General features: G+C 65.2%; 24 protein-coding genes. 17 read left to right on the top strand and 7 right to left on the bottom strand.

Annotated features, from left to right (window positions below; translation table 11 throughout):
- Positions 1-17 precede the first annotated feature (17 nt).
- From fcl to QTH97_RS07540, 4 genes are all read right to left on the bottom strand, one after another.
- On the bottom strand, positions 18-983 hold the full coding sequence (fcl, locus tag QTH97_RS07555; RefSeq protein WP_286567469.1) for a GDP-L-fucose synthase: 966 nt from the start codon (positions 981-983) through the stop codon (positions 18-20).
- Between the two features lie 45 nt (positions 984-1,028).
- Complete coding sequence (locus QTH97_RS07550; RefSeq protein ID WP_286567468.1) at positions 1,029-2,456, bottom strand: mannose-1-phosphate guanylyltransferase/mannose-6-phosphate isomerase; 1,428 nt, start codon at positions 2,454-2,456, stop codon at positions 1,029-1,031.
- Positions 2,453-3,175, bottom strand: coding sequence for a sugar transferase (locus tag QTH97_RS07545; protein WP_286567467.1), 723 nt, complete (start codon positions 3,173-3,175; stop codon positions 2,453-2,455). Before QTH97_RS07545 ends, QTH97_RS07550 begins: the two co-directional genes overlap by 4 nt.
- A gap of 506 nt (positions 3,176-3,681) precedes the next feature.
- Positions 3,682-6,747, bottom strand: a complete 3,066-nt coding sequence (locus QTH97_RS07540; protein WP_286567466.1) for an Rne/Rng family ribonuclease — start codon at positions 6,745-6,747, stop codon at positions 3,682-3,684.
- Between the two features lie 538 nt (positions 6,748-7,285).
- On the opposite strand from QTH97_RS07540, the gene QTH97_RS07535 reads away from it, so the two are divergent.
- The 4 genes from QTH97_RS07535 to QTH97_RS07520 are packed head-to-tail and all read left to right on the top strand — an operon-like array spanning position 7,286 to position 10,418.
- On the top strand, positions 7,286-8,332 hold the full coding sequence (locus QTH97_RS07535; RefSeq protein ID WP_286567465.1) for an RluA family pseudouridine synthase: 1,047 nt from the start codon (positions 7,286-7,288) through the stop codon (positions 8,330-8,332).
- Positions 8,329-8,997, top strand: coding sequence for an HAD-IIIA family hydrolase (locus QTH97_RS07530; protein ID WP_286567464.1), 669 nt, complete (start codon positions 8,329-8,331; stop codon positions 8,995-8,997). The genes QTH97_RS07535 and QTH97_RS07530 overlap by 4 nt, the downstream gene beginning before the upstream one ends.
- A gap of 10 nt (positions 8,998-9,007) precedes the next feature.
- A complete protein-coding gene (locus tag QTH97_RS07525; protein ID WP_286567463.1) occupies positions 9,008-9,373 on the top strand; it encodes a Rieske (2Fe-2S) protein in 366 nt (121 codons plus the stop codon).
- 1 nt (position 9,374) lies between these two features.
- Positions 9,375-10,418 carry a S49 family peptidase gene (locus tag QTH97_RS07520; RefSeq protein WP_286567462.1) on the top strand — a complete coding sequence of 348 codons (1,044 nt, stop codon included), beginning with the start codon at positions 9,375-9,377 and terminating at the stop codon, positions 10,416-10,418.
- A 1-nt stretch (position 10,419) separates the two neighbouring features.
- On the opposite strand, the gene QTH97_RS07515 is transcribed toward QTH97_RS07520, so the two are convergent.
- From QTH97_RS07515 to QTH97_RS07505, 3 genes are read right to left on the bottom strand one after another with little or no spacing between them, the layout of a single operon-like run.
- Entirely contained in the window at positions 10,420-11,559 is a 1,140-nt protein-coding gene (locus QTH97_RS07515) for an MFS transporter (protein WP_286567461.1), read from the bottom strand.
- A gap of 14 nt (positions 11,560-11,573) precedes the next feature.
- Positions 11,574-12,341 carry an SAM-dependent methyltransferase gene (locus tag QTH97_RS07510; RefSeq protein ID WP_286567460.1) on the bottom strand — a complete coding sequence of 256 codons (768 nt, stop codon included), beginning with the start codon at positions 12,339-12,341 and terminating at the stop codon, positions 11,574-11,576.
- Positions 12,338-12,919: a Maf family protein gene (locus tag QTH97_RS07505; protein WP_286567459.1), complete on the bottom strand. Its 582-nt coding sequence runs from the start codon at positions 12,917-12,919 to the stop codon at positions 12,338-12,340. Before QTH97_RS07505 ends, QTH97_RS07510 begins: the two co-directional genes overlap by 4 nt.
- Positions 12,920-12,957: 38 nt before the next feature.
- Here QTH97_RS07505 and QTH97_RS07500 point away from each other — a divergent pair, with 38 nt between their 5' ends.
- The 13 genes from QTH97_RS07500 (at position 12,958) to QTH97_RS07440 (ending at position 23,877) form a co-directional block, all read left to right on the top strand.
- Entirely contained in the window at positions 12,958-13,506 is a 549-nt protein-coding gene (locus tag QTH97_RS07500) for a YceD family protein (protein WP_286567568.1), read from the top strand.
- Positions 13,507-13,654: 148 nt separating this feature from the next.
- Positions 13,655-13,837, top strand: coding sequence for a 50S ribosomal protein L32 (rpmF, locus tag QTH97_RS07495; protein WP_028248601.1), 183 nt, complete (start codon positions 13,655-13,657; stop codon positions 13,835-13,837).
- A 96-nt stretch (positions 13,838-13,933) separates the two neighbouring features.
- Positions 13,934-14,986, top strand: a complete 1,053-nt coding sequence (gene plsX / locus QTH97_RS07490) for a phosphate acyltransferase PlsX (protein WP_286567567.1) — start codon at positions 13,934-13,936, stop codon at positions 14,984-14,986.
- Positions 14,986-15,963, top strand: coding sequence for a beta-ketoacyl-ACP synthase III (locus tag QTH97_RS07485; RefSeq protein ID WP_286567458.1), 978 nt, complete (start codon positions 14,986-14,988; stop codon positions 15,961-15,963). Before plsX ends, QTH97_RS07485 begins: the two co-directional genes overlap by 1 nt.
- A gap of 47 nt (positions 15,964-16,010) precedes the next feature.
- Positions 16,011-16,964: an ACP S-malonyltransferase gene (gene fabD / locus QTH97_RS07480; protein ID WP_286567457.1), complete on the top strand. Its 954-nt coding sequence runs from the start codon at positions 16,011-16,013 to the stop codon at positions 16,962-16,964.
- A 23-nt stretch (positions 16,965-16,987) separates the two neighbouring features.
- Positions 16,988-17,731, top strand: a complete 744-nt coding sequence (gene fabG, locus QTH97_RS07475) for a 3-oxoacyl-ACP reductase FabG (RefSeq protein ID WP_286567456.1) — start codon at positions 16,988-16,990, stop codon at positions 17,729-17,731.
- A gap of 99 nt (positions 17,732-17,830) precedes the next feature.
- On the top strand, positions 17,831-18,070 hold the full coding sequence (acpP, locus tag QTH97_RS07470; RefSeq protein WP_007830471.1) for an acyl carrier protein: 240 nt from the start codon (positions 17,831-17,833) through the stop codon (positions 18,068-18,070).
- A gap of 94 nt (positions 18,071-18,164) precedes the next feature.
- Positions 18,165-19,409: a beta-ketoacyl-ACP synthase II gene (fabF, locus tag QTH97_RS07465; protein WP_286567455.1), complete on the top strand. Its 1,245-nt coding sequence runs from the start codon at positions 18,165-18,167 to the stop codon at positions 19,407-19,409.
- Positions 19,410-19,440: 31 nt separating this feature from the next.
- Positions 19,441-19,908, top strand: a complete 468-nt coding sequence (locus QTH97_RS07460) for a YgfX family protein (RefSeq protein WP_286567454.1) — start codon at positions 19,441-19,443, stop codon at positions 19,906-19,908.
- A complete protein-coding gene (rpoE, locus tag QTH97_RS07455; protein WP_286567453.1) occupies positions 19,905-20,579 on the top strand; it encodes an RNA polymerase sigma factor RpoE in 675 nt (224 codons plus the stop codon). Before QTH97_RS07460 ends, rpoE begins: the two co-directional genes overlap by 4 nt.
- Before the next feature lie 13 nt (positions 20,580-20,592).
- On the top strand, positions 20,593-21,228 hold the full coding sequence (locus QTH97_RS07450) for a sigma-E factor negative regulatory protein (RefSeq protein ID WP_286567452.1): 636 nt from the start codon (positions 20,593-20,595) through the stop codon (positions 21,226-21,228).
- A 19-nt stretch (positions 21,229-21,247) separates the two neighbouring features.
- Positions 21,248-22,312, top strand: coding sequence for a MucB/RseB C-terminal domain-containing protein (locus QTH97_RS07445; RefSeq protein ID WP_286567451.1), 1,065 nt, complete (start codon positions 21,248-21,250; stop codon positions 22,310-22,312).
- An 86-nt stretch (positions 22,313-22,398) separates the two neighbouring features.
- Complete coding sequence (locus tag QTH97_RS07440; protein ID WP_286567450.1) at positions 22,399-23,877, top strand: DegQ family serine endoprotease; 1,479 nt, start codon at positions 22,399-22,401, stop codon at positions 23,875-23,877.
- Positions 23,878-24,215: the final 338 nt, after the last annotated feature.

Below are 24,215 nucleotides of genomic sequence, written 5' to 3'. Positions count from 1 at the left end.
CGGGAGGGGGGCGGCCCTCAAGCGACAAGTTCTTCGCTGCAGAAATCCGCGTAGGCGAGCGCAATGCCCGCGCGCAGGGAAACCCCCGGCTTCCAGCCGAGCTCGCGGATACGGGAGATGTCGAGCAGCTTGCGAGGCGCGCCATCCGGCTTGCTGGTATCGAAATGGATCGCGCCGCGGTAGCCCACCACGTCGCTCACCATGCGGGCGAGTTCGGCAATCGACAGGTCTTCGCCGCTGCCGACGTTGATGTGGCTGGCCATGACGTCGGTATGGGCCGCGTAGGTTTCCCTCGGAAGATCCATGACGTGCACACAGGCGCTGGCCATGTCGTCCACGTAGAGGAACTCCCGCTTCGGCGACCCCGTGCCCCAGATGAGGACGGAAGGCGCGTCGTTGGACTTCGCCTCATGGAAGCGACGGATCATCGCCGGCAGCACGTGGCTGTTCTCGGGGTGGTAGTTGTCGCCTGGGCCGTACAGGTTGGTCGGCATCACGCTGCGGAAGTCGCAGCCGTACTGCCGGTTGTAGCTCTCGCAGAGCTTGATGCCGGCGATTTTCGCGACGGCATAGGGCTCGTTGGTGGGCTCGAGCTTGCCGGTCAGCAGCGCATCCTCGGTCATCGGCTGCGCGGCGAGTCGCGGATAGATGCAGCTCGAACCCAGGAAGAGCAGCTTGTTCACGCCCGTGCGCCAGGATTCGTGGATCAGGTTCGCCTCGACCATCAGGTTCGAGTAGATGAACTCGGCCGGATAGCTGTTGTTGGCGTGAATGCCGCCGACCTTCGCGGCAGCCACATAGACCTCTTGCGGCCGCTCCTCGGCAAAGAAGGCGCGCACCTTGGCCTGGTCGGTCAGGTCGAGCTCCGAACGGCTCCTGGTCAGGATATGGGTGTAGCCCTTCTCGGACAGGCACCGCACGATCGCGCTCCCCACCATGCCGCGGTGCCCTGCCACGAAGATTCGCTTCTGGAACTCGTTCATTGAATTACCGTCTTGGCGTGAGGTTGATGGGCGAGGCGGAGAGGTTCAGGCGAACCTCTTCTCGCCTGCGGACGCCAGATCGTCGAGACGCACGATGTCGTCATCGCCGAGGTAGCCCCCAGTCTGGACCTCGATCACTTCCAGGGTGGTCTTGCCGGCATTTTCCAGCCGATAGACCGCGCCGACGGGGATATAGATCGATTCGTTTTCCTTGACGAGTTGAGCCTTCTCGTCGCAGATCACCCTGGCCGCACCCTTGACCACGACCCAGTGTTCGGCGCGATGGTGGTGCATGCGCAGCGCCAGCCGCGCGCCGGGCTTGACCGTCAGGCGCTTGACGGCGAAACGCTCGCCGTCGTCGATGCTGTCGTAGGCGCCCCATGGCCTCGGAATGCGCCGATGACGCGTCGCCTGGCTGTGGCCGTGCGTGCTCAGGAGGGCGACCACGTCCTTGACCTGTTCGGCGCAATCGCTGTGCACGACGAGCAGCGCGTCGGGCGTGTCGACCACCAGCAGGTCCTTGGTGCCCAAGGCCACGACCGGGCGGCCGGGCGCATGGATGAAGGTGTTGGTGGCGTTCATCGCGAAACCGTGGCCGCTGATGCGGTTGCCGTTGGCGTCCGTCTCATGCAGGTCGGCGACGGCATTCCAGCTGCCCACGTCGCTCCACCGGCCGTCGAAGGGAATGACCGCGACGCGCGCGCATTTTTCGAGCACCGCGTAGTCGATGCTCTGGCTGCGGCAGCGTCCGAAGGCAGCGCTGTCCATGCGCAGGAAATCGCCGTCGACGTCGACCGACGCCGTCGCTAGCTTGCAGGCGTCGAGGATGTCGCTTGCGTGCTCCTGGAGCGCCGCGATCAGGACCTTGGCCTGTACCAGAAGAATCCCTGCATTCCAGAGGTGTCCGCCTTCCAGCAGCAGTTGTTCGGCCCGGGCAGCCACCGGCTTCTCGATGAAGGCTGCAACCGCGTGGCCCGCGTCGTCGCCCAGGGTGGCGTCCAGCTTGTCGCCCTGGCGGATGTAGCCGTAGGCCGTGCTCGGAAAGGTGGGCTCGATGCCGAAAGTCACGAGGTGGCCCGCAAGTGCAGCCGGGACGCCCTTGAGGATGGTGGCGACGAAGCGATCTGCATCCGGAATGTGGTGGTCGGCGGGCGCGAAGAGGAGCAGGCGTTCGGGGTCGGTCAGCAGCGCGGTCGCGGCCATGGCGGCGGCCGTATTGCGAGCCACAGGCTCGAGAAGCTGCTTGCCGCTCACCTGGGCCGCGTCGATGCCTTCCTGAACGAGAAAGCGGTGCTCTTCAGACGCAACGCACATCACGTCCTTGCTGAGCCGCCGCAGTCGCTCCAGCGTGAGCAGCAGCAGGCTCTTGTTGCCGACGAGCGGAACGAATTGCTTGGGTAGCGTCTTGCGCGATAGCGGCCACAGTCGCGTACCGCTGCCTCCGCAAAGGACGACCGGCTGGATCTGTGTCATCGCGAACCTTCTCCCGTGGTGACGGCGCGAACCGTTCTCACCAGAATCTTGATGTCGAGCCATAGGGACCAGTTGCTGACGTATTCAACATCAAGCTCGACCCGGCGTGCGTAGGACAAGCGATTGCGTCCGCTGACCTGCCAAAGTCCCGTGATGCCGGGGCGCATGGCGCAGTAGTGCTCCCAGCCCTTGCCGTAGAGGCTGCGCTGGCGCTCCATGCAGGGGCGGGGCCCCACGATGCTCATGTCGCCCTTGAGCACATTCCAGAACTGGGGGAGTTCGTCGAGGCTCAGCTTGCGGATGAACTGGCCAATCGGTGTAATCCGCGGGTCCTTTTCCAGCTTCTGAAAGGTATCCCATTCGGTGCGCGCCATGTCGTTGCGGCTGAGGAACTCGTCCAGCACGTCCTCGGAATTGCGAACCATCGACCGAAACTTGTAAAAGCGGAACCGTTGTCCGCGCTCTCCGAGGCGGTTTTGCCAGAAGTGGACCGGGCGACCCATGCTGACCGCAACCCCCAGCGCGACGAGCAAATAGAGGGGGCCGAAGACGGCGAAGAAGACCAGCGCGCCCACGATGTCAAAGCTCCGTTTGGCGACGCGTTCGAAGAGGTTGAGTTTGCGCGGTTGCGCGTAAACGGGGGGCGAGGAAGGGCCACCACCGTCCGGGGAATAGCGTCTGACCACGTTGCCCTGTGCGGTCGAATCTGAACGAAACATTTGAAAATCCCCCGTAACGGGTGCTGCCTCAACCAAGGAGCGCGGCAGTGTAACGCTTTACTACTATTAGCAAGAATTTGAACATATGCTGCGGCGGCTGTGATGTCAACAAAAGCCGTACATCTTTCGCCAAACGGCCTACGTCTTTCCCCTCTGTAAGGAAGCGCCGCTGCCGTCATTGGTGCGTCGCAACATATTCAACCGAACTGTAGTCCTTTTGTATGACAACATGTTAACGTTAAACGGCGGGGGGGTGTTGTTTGCATACGCCGTTTGGCGATTTGTCACAAAAACGGACGGTTTCGCACGACGCAGCAATAGACCCCGCCCCTGGGGCAGGGGAAGCAAGCCGTAATGCGGGAAATGAAATGGAAGGGCCCGCTTGCGCTGGCGGCGACCTTCAAGGATGACGGTGGCGAGTCGGGCGCCACGTAGGACTCGCGCGTTCGCGCGGGTCCGATTTTCAGACGATCGAGGTGGGGGAGGCGCGAGGCCTCCCCGCGGCCTCAGTGGCGGGCGCTTGCGTCCTGCCCGGCCTGCTGCTCGAACGGCAGGACCATCGAGCCGAGGTCGCGACGGGTCTCGACAAGGACCAGCGGACCCTCGTCGATCACGATCGCGGGCGGGCGCTGGCGGGGCACATGCAGCGGCTTCGGTTCGGCTGCAATCGCAGCGCGAACCTGGGCCACGCGCTCGGCGTCCGAATTGACCCAATGCAGGCCCGAGCCCTCCGCCACCTGGGCGAGTTCGTCCAGCGGCAGCACGAAGGGTTGAACCTTCGGGAGTGCGCGCGATGAAGGGACGGCTTTCGCCTGCACGACGATGGGTGCCGCCACGGGGGCCGCGGCTGGTTCGGGGCGCGCCATGACCGGCATCGCCTCGACCTGAGCTGCATCGTCCGCCGCCCCGGTCACGGGTTCCGCCAGAGCGGGTTGGCTCACATCGGCGTCTTCGCGCGGGCTGCGCTCACGGCGGTCACGGCCGTAGCGATCGCGCGAACGACCGCGGCGCTCTTCGCCTTCGCGGCGCGGTGCGACATCGGGGCCTTGGCCTTCGACTGCGGTCGTGCCCGCGTCGACGGATGCGCCGGCATCGACGGTCTGCGCCTCCATGGGTGCCTCGCCGGACCGGGGGGCGCCTTCATTGCGACGCTCGCGGCGGCCTTCGTTGCGTTCGCCACGGGGGGCGCGTTCTTCGCGACCGCTGTCGCGACCGTTGCGCTGCCCGCGCTCGGCCGGAGCCTCGCCTTGCGAAGCCTCGACGTTCGTCTCGCGGGCCGCATCGCCATTGCGTTCCCGCTGGACGTCGGCGTTGCGTTCGCCGCGTTCGCCACGTTCGCCACGTTCACCACGTTCGCGTCGGTCGCCGCGTCCGCGCGGCGCGCGTTCCGAAGGCGTGGCCGCTTCGTCGCCGGCGTTCGGGGCGATCGCCTGTGCGTCCAATTGAATGTCGGTCGTCGCTTCTGCCGGCAATTGGCGGGTGTCGCCGTCACGGCGTTCGCCGCGTCCGCGGCGTTCTCCGTCGCGAGGCGGGCGGGCCTCACGCGGTTCGCGGGGCTCGCGCGGCTCCCGCACCTGGCTGTCGTTGCGTGCTTCGCTGCGAGCTTCGCGTCCTTCGCGGCGCTCGCCCTCGCGGCGTTCGCCCGAGCGACCGCCTCGACGATCGCCGTCACGGCCGCCGCGTCCTTCTCCGCGTCCGCCGCGGCGCTGTTCGCCTTCGCGTGCAGTGCGCGGGGCTTCGCCGTCGCGGCCGCCACGGCCTTCGCGGCGCGGCTTCGGCGCTTCGACGGGAATGGCGACGGGGGCTGGCGCGGGCGCCGGCTCTGCGCCGAACAGGCGCTTGATCCAGCCGAAGAAGCCGGTTTCAGCGGACTTGGCCACCACAGGCGCGGCCGCAGGAACGTTCGATGCAGCCGGCGCTACCGCAGGCGCGCGCACCGCTTCAGGCTTCGGCACGGCAATCGGTGCGGGCGCGTCGGGCAGCACGCCCTTGATCACCGGCGTCTGCTTGTTGGTCGGTTCCTGCGAGCGGCGAGTGACGGAGGTCGGGTCCTCGATCTCGTCGGCCATCTTGTAGCTGGCCTCGATGTGGTCGAGTCGCGGATCGTCGTGCTTGAGGCGTTCCAACTTGTAGTTGGGGGTTTCCAGCGTCTTGTTGGGCACCATCAGCACGGTCACGCGCTGCTTGAGTTCGATCTTGGCGATCTCGGGGCGCTTCTCGTTCAGGAGGAAGGAGGCCACTTCGACCGGCACCTGGACGTGCACGGCTGCCGTGTTGTCCTTCATCGACTCTTCCTGAATGATGCGCAGGATCTGCAGTGCGCTCGATTCGGTGTCGCGGATGTGGCCGGAGCCGCCGCAACGGGGGCAGGGGATCGATGAACCCTCGCTCAGGGCGGGCTTCAGACGCTGGCGGCTCATTTCCATGAGGCCGAACTTGCTGATCGAGCCGAACTGGACGCGGGCGCGGTCCTGGCGCAGCGCGTCGCGCAGGCGGCTTTCGACTTCCCGGCGGTTCTTCGACTCGTCCATGTCGATGAAGTCGATGACGATCAGGCCGCCCAAGTCGCGCAGGCGCATCTGGCGCGCGACTTCGTCAGCGGCTTCGAGGTTGGTGCGAGTCGCGGTTTCTTCGATGTCGCCGCCCTTGATGGCGCGCGCGGAGTTCACGTCGACGGAGACCAGCGCTTCGGTGTGGTCGATCACGATGGCGCCGCCGCTGGGGAGTTGCACCGTGCGGGCGTAGGCCGATTCGATCTGGTGCTCGATCTGGAAGCGGCTGAAGAGGGCCGCATCGTCCCGGTAGCGCTTCACGCGGGCGGCGTGTTCCGGCATCACGTGCGCCATGAACTGCTGCGCCTGGTCGTAGATGTCGTCGGTGTCGATCAGGATGTCGCCGATGTCGTGATTGAAATAGTCACGGATGGCGCGGATCACGAGGGAGGATTCCTGGTAGATCAGGAAGGCGCCCTTGCCGCCCTTGGCCGCGCCGTCGATGGCGGTCCAGAGCTTGAGCAGATAGTTCAGGTCCCATTGCAGTTCTGGCGCGGAGCGGCCGATGCCTGCGGTGCGGGCGATGATGCTCATCCCCTTGGGGTACTCGAGCTGGTCCATCGCCTCCTTGAGTTCGGCGCGGTCGTCGCCCTCGATGCGCCGGCTGACGCCGCCGCCGCGCGGGTTGTTCGGCATCAGCACGACATAGCGGCCGGCCAGCGAGATGAAGGTGGTGAGGGCCGCGCCCTTGTTTCCTCGCTCTTCCTTCTCGACCTGGACGACCAGTTCCTGGCCTTCCCTGATCGCGTCCTGGATCCGGGCTTGGCTGGCCGAGACGCCTTCCGCGAAGTACTGCTTGGAGATTTCCTTGAACGGCAGGAAACCGTGGCGGTCTTCGCCATAGTCGACGAAGCAGGCTTCGAGCGACGGCTCGACGCGCGTCACGACGGCCTTGTAGATATTGCCCTTGCGCTGTTCGCGCCCTTCGATCTCGATTTCGTAGTCGAGGAGCTTTTGCCCGTCGACGATGGCCAGGCGGCGTTCTTCAGCCTGCGTGGCGTTGATCAGCATCCGCTTCATGATGCGTTGTCCTTCAATTTCTATCGTTCTACCGGTCCATGACGGACCTAACGATGCACGGACGACGTCGCGCGAAACGAAGGAATTGCCGCTGTGCCCTGGCTGCAGTGGTCGCCGCGCGAACGCGGTCGACCCTATCGACTATCAAGTCGATGGCAGTCGGGGTGGGGGCGCGAGGATGGGCGCGAGCCCGATGTGGTGCTGACTTGCTATATTTTCTATAGCCATTGGCGCCGTCACGGCGCGCGCTACGGGCGGTTCAATGCCTGTTCTCGCTGGCGGCAGCCAGCGCAGGAGCAGTTGAATCAGTAGCATCAGCACAAGGTACTCGCTTCGATCCGCCGGCAGCTTTTTACCTGCCGGCTGGGGTATTCCGTATCGGTGTTTCGTGGGCGTCGGCTTGACTTGGATGCAGTGCCCGCCGCCTTGCGCTCTTGCGCGTGGCTTGCGAGTTCGGCATCAAAGCGGCATCGACCTCACAGCGCTCCCAGTGGTGCTCTAAACTTCTGATTAATCAAGCACTTACAAGACCGCGCTGGTGAAAAACATTATAGGTGCGAAGCCAAGCTCCGCGGCAGCAGAAGTTCGCTTTCTGACGGTCGACGGGGAATCCGCTGGCCAACGACTGGACAATTTCCTGTTCCGGCATCTCAAGGGGGTCCCCAAGACCCACGTCTACCGGATCATCCGTTCGGGAGAGGTGCGTATCAATAAGGGACGTGTCCAGGCAGAGACCCGCCTTGCCGCGGGCGATGTGCTGCGGCTGCCTCCCGTGCGGGTGTCGGCCCGCTCGGAAGAGGGTGCGTCCCCGCCCGCGCCGCCTCGGGAGTTTCCCTTGTTGTATGAGGACGACGCGCTGCTCGCCGTCAACAAGCCGGCCGGCGTGGCGGTCCATGGCGGAAGCGGCGTGAGTTTCGGCGTCATCGAGCAACTGCGCACGGCACGGCCAGCGGCCCGCTTCCTGGAACTGGTCCATCGGTTGGATCGCGAAACCTCGGGGATCCTCCTGGTCGCCAAGAAGCGCAGCGCGCTGACGGCGTTGCAGGACCAGTTCCGCGAGCGGGAGACGGGCAAGACCTATCTCGCGCTGGTGGAGGGCAACTGGCCCGCCAAGCTGAAAGTGCTCGATGCGCCGCTTGCCAAATACCTGCTTCCGAGCCAGGCGGGCGCTGCCGAGGGCGAGCGGAGGGTGCGCGTTGTCGCCAAGGACCATCCCGACGCCATGCGCGCCGTGACGCTGGTCCGGGTACTGGCCCGATTCGCGCTGCCCGGGGACGCCGCTTCGTTCTCGTTGCTGGCGGTCACCATCAAGACCGGCCGCACCCATCAGATTCGCGTGCACCTCGCGTCCGCCGGCCATGCGATCGCCGGTGACGACAAGTACGGCGACTTCGAGCGCAATCGCACGCTCCAGAAGATCGGCCTCAAACGCATGTTCCTGCATGCCTGGCGCTTGCAGTTCACCCATCCCGCGAGCGCAGAGCGCGTGGCACTTCAGGCTGACCTGCCGCCGGAGTTGCATGCCCTGATGCCGCCCATCGCGCTCGACGCGCTCGCTGCTCATCCTTCGACCATCACCGCATGACTGATATCCGTCCCCGCCGTTTCGACCTGATCGCCTTCGATTGGGACGGGACCCTCTACGACTCGACGCGACTTATCGTGCGCTGCATCCAGGCCGCCGTGGTCGATGTCGGCGGCGCCAAGCCCAGCGAGAACGATGCCGCATGGGTCATCGGCCTCGGCCTGGCGGAGGCGCTCGCCCGCGCGGCGCCCGATGTGCCGAGGGAAAAGTACGCCGAACTCGGAGCGCGCTACCGTTACCACTATCTCCAGCACCAGGATGACCTGGTGCTTTTCGATGGCGTCCTTCCCATGCTCGACACGCTACGGGAGCGGGGCCACAAGCTGGCGGTGGCCACCGGCAAGTCGCGTCGCGGCCTGAACGAAGCGCTGGCCACCGTCGCGCTGCGCGACCGATTCGACGCCTCCCGCACGGCCGATGAAACATTCGGCAAGCCGCACCCGCGCATGCTGCTGGAGTTGATGGACGAACTCGACGTGCCGGCCGACCGAACGCTGATGATCGGCGACACGACGCACGACCTGCAACTCGCGATCAATGCTGGCTGCGCGAGCGTCGGTGTGTCCTACGGCGCCCATGAACCCGACAGCTTCGATGCGCTGGCGCCGTTGCACGTGGCGCATTCGGTTTCCGGACTGACGGAGTGGCTTCTGGCGAACGCATGAAAATCCGCCCATGAGCGAATGCATTCCTCTCTGCAACGCCTCCGACCTGGTGGAAGGCGGCCGGGCCGTGCCCTTCGACGTGGTGCACGGCGGCGAGACTTGCCGGGCGTTTGCGGTTCGCTTCGAGGGTGTGGCGCACGCCTACCTCAATCGTTGCGCGCACGTGGCGATGGAGCTGGACTTCCAGCCCGACCGCTTCTTCGACGACAGCGGCCAGTGGCTCTTGTGCGCCACCCATGGCGCGGTCTACAAGCCGGACACGGGGGAGTGCGCAGGCGGCCCGTGCCGCGGAGGGCTGGTGAAGATCGCTCTCAGCGAACGCGACGGCGTGGTGCACTGGCATACTGCCTGGAACCTCCACCCCCTCGCTTTCTGAGATGACCGATTCCAACCGCACGGAGCCCGAAGGTTTCGAGCCCTTCGAGCGCACCGCGCCTGTTTCTCCCGCGCAAGGCGGACCCCAAAGAATGTCCAAGAACGATCCGACGCAGCAATCCGGCTGGGAGCGCGCAACGCTGGAAAAACTGGCTTTCGCCTCCCTGCGCGAACAAAGGGCCACGCGACGCTGGAAGACCTTCGTGCGCCTGAGCTGGCTCGCCTTCTTCATCTTCCTCGCGTGGTTCGCCTTGTCGCGCGGAACGCCGGCGACGGCCAAGACCACCGCTCACACCGCCGTGATCGAGATCAAGGGCGAAATCGCCGGCGGCGCGGACGCGAGTGCCGAGTTCGTGGTGGCCGCCATGAAGACCGCCTTCGAGGACGAGGGCGCCAAGGGGATCGTGCTGCTGATCAACTCGCCCGGCGGCAGCCCTGTGCAGGCCGGCATCATCAACGACGAGATCAAGCGCCTGCGGGCCAAGCACAACAAGCCGATCTACGCGGTGGTCGAGGAAACCTGTGCGTCGGCTGCGTACTACATCGCCGCGGCCACCGACAAGGTCTTTGTGGACAAGGCCAGCATCGTCGGAAGCATCGGCGTGCTGATGGACGGCTTCGGCTTCACGGGTCTCATGGACAAGGTCGGCGTGGAGCGCCGGCTCCTGACGGCCGGGGAAAACAAGGGATTCCTGGATCCGTTCAGCCCGATGAGCGATGCCCAGCGCGCCCATGCGCAGCAGATGCTCGACCAGATCCACACGCAGTTCATCGATGTGGTCAAGACGGGGCGCGGCGATCGCCTGAAGGCCAGCACGCCAGGCCTCTTCAGCGGCTTGTTCTGGAGCGGCCAGCAAGCCGTCGAACTGGGGCTCGCCGACCAGCTCGGCAATGTGGACTTCGTCGCGCGCGAGGTGATCAAGGCCGAGGAGGTCATCGACTACACGCGCCGCGACAACGTGGCCGAGAAGCTCGCCAAGAAGTTCGGCGCCGCATTGGGCGATGCCTCCGTGCGCGCGATGCGCACGGCACCCGCGCTGCGCTGATTCAGGACACGTCGGCGTTGCGGGCCGACGCGGCGAGGGCTGCGGCAAAAGCCACTACGACGTAGAGCGCCGCGGTCAACGAGCTGACCTGGGCCAGGAAGCCGATCGCTGGCGGTCCGGCCATGAAACCCAGATAGGCTGCCGCCGAGACCGCTGCGATGCCGCGCGCCGGCTCGACCCCGGGCACGCGCGCAGACGCCGCGAAGAGGATCGGCACCACGTTGGCGAACCCGACGCCCACGCCCGCAAAACCGACCAATGCCAGCCATGGCAGGTGGGTGATCAGCACCAGGATCATGGACGCCGCGGCCAGCACTGCGCTGCCGCGGAGCAGCACTGCCGGAGCAAAGCGCGCCCGCATCGCATCGCCGCCGAAGCGCGCCATCGCCATCGCGGCGGAGAAGCTTGCGTAGGCCAGCGCCGCCTGCTCCTGGGGGCTGCCCAGTTCCTGGTGAAGATAGAGCACGCTCCAGTCGTAGATCGCGCCCTCGGCGATCAGTCCCAACGCAGCCAGGAGGCCGAGGACGGCGAGGGTGCCTCGCGGCAACCGGAAGCTGTGGTCATCACTGGCAAAGGCGGTCGATTCCTTGGGCAGCATCCAGCGGGCGGACACGGCGATCGAGAACGCCATCACCGCGGCGACCAGCACCAGGTGATGTTGCGGCGCCATTCCCGCCGCCATGGCCGCCCCGCCGGTCATGGCGCCGACCATCCCGCCGAGGCTGAACATCCCGTGCATCCCGCTCATCAGGGGCTTGCCGCCGCGGAGTTCGAGTTGCGCGGCTTCTGTATTGATGGCCACGTCGAACACGCTCGTGACGACGCCGAACACGACGAGCAAGCCAAGCAGGGCCGCGTAGGCCGGCATGAGCAGCAGGCCGGCCAGCAGCAAGGCATAGGTCGCGCCGCAGACGCCAGCCGTGGATCGTGCGCCGTGGCGGCCGATCCAGCGGCTGGCCTGCGTCAGGCCCAGCAGGGCGCCAGCGCCTGCGGCGAGCATGGCGAGGCCGAGTTCGGCTTCGTTGACGCCGTAGTGGGCTTTCACCGTGGGGATGTGCACCCCCCAGGTCGCGAAGACGAAGCCGGAGCCGAAGAATTGCATGCGCGAGGCCCAGCGCATGCGTGCGGGGAAATCCATCATCTGGCCGGACAACGCTAGCGGCCGATGGCGAACACGGCGGGGGCGCGTTCGTCGGCCGGCGATGGCTTCGCCCGCCATGCCTTCACGGTTTCACTGCGTACCTGGGAGGACGCCAGCGTGAGCCCTCGGGCTACCGCCAGGCGCGTGTTGTGCTGCAGCGTCTGGGTGAGCGCCTGCAGCAGAGCTGCGTTTCGATACGGTGTTTCGATGAAGAGCTGGGTCTGGCCGGTCTTGAGCGCCAGGGCTTCGAGCTCGCGGATGCGCTGCACGCGCGCGTCGGCATCTTGCGGCAGATAGCCGACAAATGCGAAGTTCTGGCCGTTGAGGCCGCTTGCCGCCAGCGCCAGCAGGAGCGAGACGGGGCCTGTCAACGGGACCACCGTGATGCCCATTTCATGCGCGGCCTTGGCGACCGACGACCCGGGGTCCGCGACGGCTGGCATGCCCGCCTCGCTGAGCAGGCCGACATCGTGGCCCTGCAGAGCGGCGGCGAGGAGGGGGCGGGCGTCGAATTGCCCCGCGTGATCGCCCTTCTTGTGCACTTCACGCGGCAGTTCCTGGATTTGCTGCGCCTGCAGCGGGGCGGCGAGCGGCACGACGGCGTCGATGCGCTTGAGGTATGCGCGTGCGGACTTGGCGTTCTCGCAGATCCAGTGGGTGATCCGTGCGGCTGCCTGCAGCGTGCCGAGCGGCAGGGCATCTTGGAGCGGTGTCTGCTCGTCGCACCCGAAATCGAGCGGTGCCGGGACCAGGTAGAGCTTTCCGCGGGTCGGCGTATTCACAGCAGATCGACTCCCGCCGCGCGTAGCATCTTCGCGGTGCGAATCAACGGCAGGCCGACCAGGGCGGTCGGGTCGTCGCTGTCGATGGCGTCGAGCAGGGCAATGCCGAGGCCTTCACTCTTTGCGCTGCCGGCGCAGTCATACGGCTGCTCTGCATTCAGATAGGCCTCGATCGCCGCATCGCTCAAGTCGCGAAACACCACGCGCACCGGCGCGAGGTCGCGCTGGACGAATCCCGTGGCCTGGCAGACCACCGCGACCGCCGTCTGGAAGATGAGCGTCTGGCCGCGCATGCGCTGCAGTTGGGCCGTGGCGCGGGCGTGGTCGCCTGGTTTGCCCAAGGGCTCGCCAGCGAGGTCGGCCACCTGGTCGGAGCCGATCACGACGGCATCGGGAAAGCGGTGGGCGATCGCATTCGCCTTCTCCAGCGCGAGGCGTTCGGCCAAGGCGCGGGGCGTTTCGCCAGGGAGCGGCGACTCGTCGACTTCCGGTGGCTGGACGTCGAAGGGCAGGCGCAGGCGCCCGAGAAGCTCGCGGCGATAGCGCGAGGTCGAAGCGAGGATGACATTGCGTTGCATGGGCCACGATTGTGCGTGAGCGGTTTAGACTGGCACGAATGACCAGAGAATTTGCCCCTCGGCGGCTCGACGTGAACGGCTTTGCCGAATCCGCTGCCCCCATTTCCGGAATCGATCCGCTTCAGTCGTACGAGCGCCTGAGCGCGGAACTGGCGGCTCCTGCCCCGGACCTGACTGTCGAATGGACGGCGGTTGGCCAGCGCCGCAGCGGTGCTGACGGCTCCCCGGTTTCATGGCTGCACCTGACTGCGGACGCCGAGGTTCCCCTGGTTTGCCAGCGTTGCCTCACGCCCGTCGCTGTTCATCTGGCTGTCGACCGCTGGTTTCGCTTTGCCGCCGACGAGGCCACGGCTGCCGTCCAGGACGAAGAGGCAGAGGAAGACGTGCTGGTAGCGAGCCGCGAATTCGATCTTCACGGCCTGATCGAGGACGAACTGCTGATGGAAATTCCCGTCACGCCACGGCATGACATCTGCCCCGAGCCCATGAAGCTCTCCGCCGTCGATCCTGACTTCGAGGCCGCGGAGGCTGCTCGACCGAACCCATTTGCCGTGCTCGGCAACCTGCGTTCGAACAAGCCCAAATAGGTCGCCGATACCTGCTCTGGCGTTCGATTCCGTACTGGGCTATAATCATGGGCTTCGCGCGCGCCGCCGAGAATGCTACGCAGGCCTTGCAAGCGTTGTCGCCGCCCCGCATGCACACCAACCCACCCGAATACTTCCAGGAGCCAGCATGGCCGTCCAGCAAAACAAGAAGTCGCCGTCGAAGCGCGGCATGCATCGTTCGCACAACGCCCTGGGCGTGCCCGGCATTGCCGTCGAGCCCACCACCGGCGAAACGCACCTGCGCCACCACATCAGCCCGAACGGCTTCTATCGCGGCCGCAAGGTGCTCAAGACCAAGTCTGAAGCCTGATCTTCGTTTCAAGGCCAAGGCCCGAAGCTACTTTTGCCGTAGCGTCGGGCCTTTGTTTTGATGGTCACGCCTCCCGAATTCGCTCCCTCGCCCTCTGTGATCACGCTGGCCGTTGATTGCATGGGCGGCGACCATGGGCCGCGCGTCACGCTCGCGGCCTGCCGCGCATTTCTCGACCGCCACGCCGAAGCCTCGTTGCTTCTCGTTGGCGCGCCCGCTGCATTGGCTGGCTTTTCGCATCCGCGTGCCACAGTCATCGCCGCCAGCGAGGTGGTCGGGATGGACGATCCCATCGAGGTGGCGCTGCGCAAGAAGAAAGACTCGTCCATGCGAGTCGCCATCCAGCAGGTCAAGGACGGTGCCGCCCAGGCGGCGATCTCCGCCGGCAATACCGGCGCCCTGATGGCCATTGCGCGCTACCTGCTGAAAACGCTCGAGGGAATCGATCGACCTGCGATCGCGCCTCAATTGCCCAATAGCAAGGGCGGCGCGACGACGGTGCTTGACCTGGGCGCCAACGTCGATTGCGATGCCGAGGACCTCCTGCAGTTTGCTGTTCTCGGCTCCGCCCTGGTGTCGGCTCTGACGGGGAACGAGTCTCCGACGGTCGGCCTTCTCAATGTGGGCGAAGAAGCGATCAAGGGCAGCGAAACCATCAAGAAGGCCAGCCAACTGTTGCGAAAAGCGGCGAGTTCACAGGATTTGAACTTCTATGGCAACGTGGAAGGGAACGATATCTTCAAGGGAACGACAGATATCGTGGTGTGTGACGGCTTCGTAGGAAATGTCACATTGAAGGCGACCGAGGGCGTCGCGTCGATGATCGTCGACTTCCTGCGCATCGAATATTCGAACGGCATCTTCAGCAAGTTTGCCGCGATTGTTTCCTATCCGGTCCTAAAAGCGCTCAAAAAGCGGTTGGACCACCGTCGGTACAACGGGGCCGCGCTCCTTGGCCTTCGAGGCCTCGTGTTCAAGAGCCACGGATCCGCGGACGAAGTCGCCTTCGGCCACGCGCTGGATCGCGCTTATGATGCCGCTCGCAACAACCTGCTCGATCGCGTGCGGGCCCGCATCGCCCACGCCGCGCCTCTGCTCGCGCGGCAAGAATCGGCGGCGCCGGCCGACACGCCGGCGCTCCACGTTTGATGACTCCTTTTTCTCGAATCACCGGTACTGGCAGCTACCTGCCCCCGCGCCGTGTGACCAATGACGACCTCACCCGGGACCTGGCCGCGCGCGGCATTGAAACTTCGGATCAGTGGATCATCGAGCGCACCGGCATCCGCGCCCGTCATTTCGCAGCGCCCGAGGTGGCAAGCAGCGACCTCGGACTGGAAGCCGCCAGGCAGGCGCTGGAGTCGGCTGGCCGAAGTGCGAGCGACATCGACCTGATCATCGTCGCGACCTCGACGCCTGACATGGTCTTCCCCTCCTCGGCAGCCATCCTTCAGAACAAGCTGGGGATCGCAGGATGCCCGGCGTTCGACGTGCAGGCAGTCTGCAGCGGCTTCGTGTATGCGCTGACGGTGGCGGACGCGATGATTCGCACGGGCAGCGCCAGGTGCGCTCTGGTCGTGGGTGCCGAGGTCTTCTCCCGCATCCTGGACTTCAACGACCGCACTACCTGTGTACTGTTCGGCGATGGTGCCGGGGCAGTCATCCTCGAAGCCAGCGAAGAGCCAGGCATTCTGGCGAGCGACCTCCATGCCGATGGCAAGCACGTGGGCATTCTTTGCGTGCCCGGCCACGTATCCGGCGGCTCGGTGCTCGGAACTCCCTTGCTCCATATGGATGGGCAAGCCGTCTTCAAGCTGGCCGTGCGCGTCCTCGAGGACGCAGCGCGCGCGACGCTGCAAAAGGCTGGCAAGACGGAGGCGGACATCGATTGGCTGATTCCCCATCAGGCCAACATCCGCATCATGGAAGGCACCGCGAAGAAGCTGAAGCTCGATCGCGAGAAGCTGATCGTGACCGTCGACGAACACGGCAACACTTCGGCGGCGTCGATTCCGCTGGCTCTGGACAACGCGGTGCGCTCAGGCAAGGTGAAGAAGGGCGACACGCTGATGCTCGAAGGCGTCGGCGGCGGCTTCACCTGGGGCGCGGTGCTGCTCAACTACTAATACAGTGCGCTGCCCCAGGTGGCAGCGGCGCGACTGGAGACACAACAATGAAGTCCTTCGCTTTCGTCTTTCCGGGTCAGGGCTCGCAGGCGGTCGGCATGCTCGACGCCTGGGGCGATCACCCCGCAGTACTTGAAACGTTGCGCGAGGCATCCGACGCCCTGGACGAAGATGTCACCCGCCTGATTCATGAAGGGCCCAAGGAAGTCCTGGCCCTGACGACCAATACGCAACCCGTGATGCTCGTTGCCGGCGTCGCCGCCTGGCGGGCCTGGCTCGCCGAAGGCGGAGACAGGCCGTCGGTCGTTGCGGGCCATTCGCTCGGCGAGTATTCCGCGCTCGTGGCTTCCGGGGTGCTCACGCTGGCTCAGGCGGCGCCGCTGGTGCGTTTCCGCGCCCAGGCGATGCAGCAGGCCGTGCCGGTCGGAGTGGGCGCCATGGCGGCCATTCTGGGCATGGACGCCGACAAGGTGAAGGCAGGTTGCGCCGAAGTGACGGCCGGCTTCGGCCCGGGCAGCGCCGAGGTCGTGGAGGCGGTGAACTTCAACGATCCGATGCAGACGGTGATCGCCGGCAGCAAGGCGGCCGTCGACAAGGCCTGCGAAGTGCTGAAGGCAAACGGTGCCAAGCGTGCGCTTCCGCTGCCGGTTTCGGCGCCCTTCCATTCGAGCCTGATGAAGCCGGCGGCCGAAGCGCTGCGGGAGCGCCTGGCCTCGGTCAACCTGGCTGCGCCGCAGATTCCCGTCATCAACAACATCGACGTGACTGTCGAGACGGATGCCGATCGGATTCGCGATGCGTTGGTTCGTCAGGCGGCGGGCCCGGTGCGCTGGGTCGAAACCGTGCAGGCACTGAAATCGCGCGAGGTCGCTGCGGTCATCGAATGCGGTCCGGGCAAGGTCCTGGCCGGCATGGCCAAGCGCATCGCGCCGGAGCTGGCTGCGGCTTCGCTCTACGACCCGGCGACCCTTGCCGAAACCAGACAACTGCTCGCTGCCTGAGCATCGAGCATCAAGGTCATCACATGAGCATTCCCAAATTCGAAGGCCAGATCGCGCTGGTGACAGGCGCGTCCCGCGGCATTGGCGCTGCCATCGCGCTGGAGCTGGCCCAGCGCGGCCTCAAGGTCATTGGCACTGGCACCACGGAAGAAGGGGCCGCGAAGATCACGGCCGCCCTGGGCGCCTACGACGGCCGCGGCTGTGCCCTGGACGTGAATGACGGCGCGGCGGTCGAGGCGCTGATCGAAGAGATCGTCAAGGTGTATGGCGCCGTCCACGTGCTGGTCAACAACGCCGGCATCACCCGCGACACCCTGGCGATGCGCCTCAAGGACGCGGACTGGGATGCGGTGCTGGACACCAATTTGAAAGCCGTCTTCCGCCTCTCGCGAGCCGTCATTCGCCCGATGATGAAGCAGCGCTACGGCCGCATCATCAGCATCACCAGCGTGGTGGGAGCCTCCGGCAATGCGGGCCAAGCCAACTACGCGGCCGCGAAGGCCGGCGTGGCGGGCATGACCCGTGCATTGGCCCGCGAACTCGGCAGCCGCAGCATCACCGTCAACTGCGTGGCTCCAGGCTTCATCGAAACCGACATGACGGCCAGCCTGCCCGAAGCGCAGCAGCAGGCGCTGCTCGCCCAGATACCACTGGGCCACCTCGGCAAGCCAGCGGACATCGCCCATGCGGTCGCCTTCCTGGCTTCACCCCAGGCCTCTTACGTCACGGGGCAGGAACTGCACGTGAACGGCGGCATGCACATGTAAGCGCGCTGCGCAACACCTTTCACCGACGGCCGTGCGGCAAATGCCACAATGCGGCCGGCTAAAATCCACCGATTACCTACAACCCTCAGAGGGAACCAAATGAGCGATATCGAAGCACGTGTCAAGAAAATCATTGCCGAACAACTCGGCGTGGAAGAGTCCCAAGTCACCAACGAAAAGGCCTTCGTGGCTGACCTCGGCGCGGACTCGCTCGACACGGTCGAACTCGTGATGGCGCTCGAAGACGAGTTCGGCATCGAGATCCCGGACGAAGACGCCGAGAAGATCACGACGGTCCAGAACGCCGTCGATTACGCCACCAAGAATCAAAAGGCCTGATCGGCCACGCTGAGCCACCGTTCCTTCGGTCCGCAGCCTCAACGCTCGCGCACACCGTACAACGGCCTCAGTGCTCCCAGAAAGGTTTGCCGGCATGACCAAACGCCGCGTCGTCGTGACCGGACTCGGTTGCCTCGCTCCTGTCGGAAACACCGTTGCCGAATCCTGGGCCAATTTGCTGGCCGGGAATTCGGGCATCGACACCATCACCAAGTTCGATGTGAGCGGCTTCTCCTGCAAATTCGCAGGCGAGGTGAAGGGTTTCGACATCAAGGATTACATCCCCGAGAAAGAAGCGCGTCACATGGACCGCTTCATCCATCTCGGGCTCGCTGCCGCGATACAGGCGGTACAGGACAGCGGCCTGCCCACGGGTGATGCGCTGTCGGAAGAAGATGCGGTACGCATCGGCTGCAACATCGGTTCCGGCATCGGTGGCCTGCCCCTGATCGAGGACACGCATGGCGAACTGGTCGCGCGGGGTCCGCGCCGCGTGTCGCCCTTCTTCGTGCCGGCTTCGATCATCAACATGATCTCGGGGCATGTCTCGATCAAATACGGCTTCAAGGGCCCGAACATCGCGGTCGTGACTGCATGCACCACCGGCTTGCATGCCATCGGTACGTCCGCCCGGATGATCGAGTACGGCGATGCCGACGTGATGATCGCAGGTGGCTCGGAGTCGACGGTGTCTCCGCTCGGTCTCGGTGGATTCGCGGCGGCTCGCGCCCTGTCGACCCGCAACGACGATCCGAAGACGGCTTCCCGGCCCTGGGACAAGGACCGCGACGGCTTCGTGCTGGGCGAGGGCGCCGGCGTGCTGGTGCTGGAAGAATATGAACGCGCGAAGGCGCGGGGCGCCAAGATCTATGCGGAAGTTTCCGGCTTCGGCATGAGTGGTGATGCTTTCCACATGACCGCCCCCAACGTGGACGGCCCGCGCCGTTCCATGGCCATGGCGCTGGCCAACGCAGGCGTCAACGCCGACGAGGTCCAGTACGTCAATGCCCACGGCACTTCGACGCCGCTGGGCGACCTGAACGAAACCAACGCGATCAAGAATGCCTTTGGCGACCATGCCAGGAAGCTGGTGGTCAATTCGACGAAGTCGATGACCGGGCATCTGCTTGGCGGCGCCGGCGGCATCGAATCGGTGTTCACGGTGCTGGCGCTGCATCACCAGAAGAGCCCGCCGACGATCAATATCTTCAACCAGGACCCGGAGTGCGATCTTGACTACTGCGCCAACGAGGCGCGCGATCTGAAGATCGATGTGGCGGTCAAGAACAACTTCGGATTCGGCGGCACCAACGGCACGCTGGTGTTCAAGCGCGTTTGATCCTTTTCGTCTCATGCACAGCGCCCCATCGGTGAACTACCCGGTGGGGCGTTCTCGCTATGCGGAGCGGCTTCTGCTGGTTCTATGGGCCCTTGGCGTCTGCGGCGTTACCGTTGCCTGCGTGCAGGCGGCCGGTTTCGACTGGCGTCAGGGGGTATTGGTGCTCAGCGCTGGCGTGGCGGGTCTCGCCGCATGGACCGGCGTCCTTCGATATGCGGACCCGGCCGATCTGAGCTTCGACGGCCAGCATTGGTCGATCTCGGGCCATGCGGCGCTTCGAACCGCACGGGCGAGCGTCGCGCTCGACCTGCAATCCCTGCTGCTCGTGAGGCTATCTGAGCCCACGCGAGCGCGGCGGTGGGTGTGGGTGGACCGGCAGGCCATGCCGGAACGCTGGCGCGATCTGCGCCGTGCGCTATATTCGCGCGCGCCGTCGGCCGGGCCGATCGCCCAAAAGGCCGACTCGAAGGCCGCCGACGTGCATCATTCCTCTTCATGACTACTTCGCTGCCCCCGGCGCCACCGGACGCCGGTCTGACCGATGCGCCCGCCGCGGGAGCGAGGCCGGGCGAGGTCGACTTCCAACTGGTCCAGCGCACGGTCGCGGGTGACCAGAAGGCATTCGAACTGCTCGTCATCAAGTACCAGCGCCGGATCGAACGGCTCATCGGCCGCATGGTCCGGGACGTGAACCTGATCGAGGACATCGCGCAGGAAACCTTCATTCGCGCCTACCGCGCCCTGCACCAGTTCCGGGGCGAGGCCCAGTTCTACACCTGGCTCTACCGGATCGCCGTGAACACGGCCAAGAAGGCCTTGGTCGACATGAAGCGCGATCCGACGGTTTCCGAGAGCGCCCTGCGTTCGTCTTCTGAAGACGAGGATGAAACTTACCGGCCCGGAAACGAACCAATCAGCGACGAGACCCCCGAATCCGTGATGGCTGCCAATGAAATAGCGGCGGCCGTCGAGGCGGCGATGGAAGCGCTGCCTGCCGAACTGAGGCAGGCGGTGACGCTGCGCGAGATCGAGGGCATGAGTTACGAAGAGATTGCCGAGGTCATGAATTGTCCGATCGGCACGGTGCGGTCGCGGATCTTCCGGGCCCGCGAAGCCATATCGGCCAGAGTCAAGCCCTTGCTGGACAACCAGTCTGGCAAGCGTTGGTAAGCAGGTGAATGAAATGAACAAGACAAATACGGTCCACGAACAGGTCTCGGCGCTCGCCGATGGTCATTTGCAGGACGACGAGTTCGCCCAGGTGATCGACAAGCTTTGCGTCGATGACGACCTGCGCGCGACGTGGCAGACCTACCACCTGGTCGGGGACGTGCTGCGTTCCGGCGTCCACGCGACCTGCAGCGACACCTCGCTCTTCCTGTCCCGCCTGCAGGGACGGCTTGCCGCGGAGCCCGTGATCCCGTCTTTGATACCGGTGCTCCCTGAGTCGGCGCCGGCGCGGCGCCACGTCGAGGCTGCCAACGAGCCGGTGTTCCGATGGAAGCTGGTTGCCGGCGCGGCGTCCCTGGCTGCGGCGGCCGCCATCGGGTGGAACTGGGTCGGGATGGGCGGCCCCGGAGCGCCCGGGGCACAGTTGGCCGCGGTGCCGCAGGCGGCACCGGCCATCGTGGCTGCCGCCCAGCCAGCGGCCCAAGCCTTGACGCCGACGCGTGTCATGGTCGGCAACGGCAACCCGCAGATCATGCTGCGCGATCCGCGCCTGGATCAGTTGCTCGAAGCGCACCAGCAGGCAGGCGGGGCGTCGCAGATGCCCTCGGGCTTCCTGCGCAACGCGACTTTCGAGAGGCCGTCGCGCTGATCGCGCCCTGCACGTCGTGATGATTGTTCCAATGCCGATTTCTGTGCGTGGCTTCGTGACCTTGATGGCGGCCCTGTGCATGGCGCAGGCCGCTATCGCCCAGAGTCGGACCGCTTCGTCGCCGCCCAAGACGCCCAGTCCTTCGAATGCGACGGGCGGCGAAACGCCGACCTTGGGCGTGGTCGAGTGGCTCCAGCGCATGCACACGGCCTCGCGGCAACGCAGCTACATCGGGACTTTCGTCGTCTCGGCTGCGACGGGCACGCTCTCCAGTGCCCGAATCTGGCACGTCTCCGAGGGCGATCTCCAGATGGAGCGCATCGAGGCCTTGTCCGGCCCACCGCGCTCGACCTTTCGTCGCAACGACAAGGTCGTGACCTTCCTGCCCGAATCGAAGGTCGTCAAGAGCGAGAAGCGCGAGAACCTCGAGCTGTTCCCCAACCTGCTGGGCAATCCCGACTCGTCCATCGCCGCCTTGTACGGGGTGCGCGTGATCGGCAAGGACCGCGTGGCGGGCTTCGATGCGGACGTGGTGCAGGTGGAGCCTCGCGACAGCTTCCGATTTGGCTACCGCGTCTGGAGCGAGCGTCGCTCGGGCCTGGTCGTCAAGCTGCAGACCATCGATGGCGACAGCAAGGTGATCGAGCAGTCCGCTTTTTCCGAGCTTCAGCTCGATGCGCCGGTCAAGACGCACTCCCTGACCCAGATGATGGGCAGCACCGCGGGCTACCGCGTCGAGAAGTCCGAGCTTGAGCGCACGACGGCGCAGCGCGAGGGCTGGTCGCTCAAGGCGCCAGTGGCAGGCTTCAAGCCCGTCAACTGCTATCGGCGCGCCATGGGGAACGATGCGCAAGGCCACACGATGCAATGGACCTTCTCGGACGGACTGGCTTCGGTCTCGCTGTTCGTCGAGCCCTACGACGCGCAACGCAAGCCGCAGGAGGTCCTCCTTGCACTCGGTGCCACCTACACGCTCACCCGCCGCCTGGTCGACAAGGACGGCGATTGGTGGTTGACTGCGGTTGGCGAAGTGCCGCCGCAAACACTCGACGCGCTTGCACAGAGCCTGACGCGTACGCGGTGAGCCGGCAGGTCGAGGCTCTCGCCTGCAGTTCCGCGAGCGTTCGCAGAATATCCTTGTTCCAGTCCTAGTCTCAACGAAAGAAACCGATGATGTTCAAGATCGAAGGGAACACATTCCGTTCATGTCTTCTGGCCTGCGCCATGGCGGTTGCTTCGACTGCCGCGCTGCTGCCTGCGACACCCGCGAACGCGCAGGCGCGCGTGCTCCCGGACTTCACCGACCTCGTCGACCAGGTCGGCCCGGCAGTGGTCAACATCCGAACCGTCGAGAAGGTGGCGCAGGGGGGCAACAACGGCGAGATGGACGAGGAGATGCAGGAATTCTTCCGGCGATTCTTCGGCCAGCCGATGCCCGGTGTTCCGCGGCAGGGTCCGCGACCGAACCGTCCCCAGCAGCCCCAGGAGGAGGAGCGTCCGCGCGGCGTGGGCTCCGGCTTCATCCTGTCGTCCGATGGCTATGTGATGACCAACGCACACGTGGTCGACGGCGCATCCGAGGTGCTGGTGACCTTGCCCGACAAGCGCGAGTTCAAGGCAAAGATCATCGGCGCCGACAAGCGCACTGACGTGGCGGTCGTGAAGATCGATGCCACGGGGCTCCCGGCGGTCAAGGTCGGCGACGTGTCCAAGGTGCGCGTGGGCGAATGGGTCATGGCCATCGGGTCGCCGTTCGGCCTGGAGAACACCGTCACCGCCGGCATCGTGAGCGCCAAGCAGCGCGACACGGGCGACTACCTGCCCTTCATCCAGACCGACGTTGCCATCAACCCTGGCAACTCGGGCGGCCCGCTGATCAACATGCGCGGCGAGGTGATCGGCATCAACAGCCAGATCTATTCGCGGTCCGGCGGCTTCATGGGCATCTCGTTCTCGATCCCGATCGACGAGGCGATTCGCGTGAGTGATGCACTGCGCCAATTCGGACGCGTTTCGCGCGGCCGCATCGGCGTGCAGATCGACCAGGTCACGAAGGACGTGGCGGAGTCCATCGGCCTTGGCAAGGCGCAGGGCGCTCTCGTGCGCGGCGTCGAGTCGGGCTCGCCGGGCGAGAAGGCCGGCATCGAGCCGGGCGACATCATCACCAAGTTCGACGGCAAGTCCATCGAGAAGCCCAGCGACTTGCCGCGCCTCGTCGGCAACACGAAGCCGGGTACGAAGAGTCTGGTGACCGTGTTCCGCCGCGGCAGTTCGCGCGACCTGAACGTGACCATCGCCGAGATCGAGCCCGAAAAGCCCGCCAAGCGCGTGGCGGATCGTGAGGAGCCGGCCAACAAGCCGCCATCGGCTGCCACGAAGTCCATGGGGCTCGTGCTCAGCGATCTCACTGACATTCAGAAGAAAGAGTTCAAGGTCAAGGGTGGGGTCAAGATCGACGCGGCGACCGATGCCGCCGCGCGAGCCGGGCTGCGCGAAGGCGACGTGATTCTCGCGATCAGCAACACGGAGATCGCCACCGTCAAGGAGTTCGAGGCTGTACTGTCCAAGAGCGACAAGAGCAAGCCCGTCACCCTGCTGTTCCGCCGGGGCGACTGGGCGCAATATGCGCTGATCCGGCCTTCACGCTGATCCGGCGCGATGCGTCAAGTGGCCCCACCCTTCAGTCGGGTTTGGGGCCCGTTTTTTGGGACGCTGTCGCGTGCGGACAGCAGCATGATGAAATTTTTCTTGGCCAGCGACACGATCGATTTTGGTTGGTGCTCACTAACTTAAAAGTCGTCTAATGATGATTTTCGGTAGAATAGAGTGCTGTCGGGTACCAGTCGGCGCATAAGCGACCCCGGAATCTTCACGATGCGAGATACCCGCTGCCCATCCACCGGCGCTCCACAGTTCGCCCACAAGTTGTTAAGGAAACGGTCCACCGATTCTGTTGATAAGCTGTTTACAAGTCCCATGTTGCTGAC

Origin of the sequence: Variovorax gracilis (assembly GCF_030317115.1) — a bacterium.
In the GTDB taxonomy this organism is placed as follows: domain Bacteria; phylum Pseudomonadota; class Gammaproteobacteria; order Burkholderiales; family Burkholderiaceae_C; genus Variovorax; species Variovorax gracilis.
This window is presented reverse-complemented; position numbering and strand designations above follow the sequence as displayed.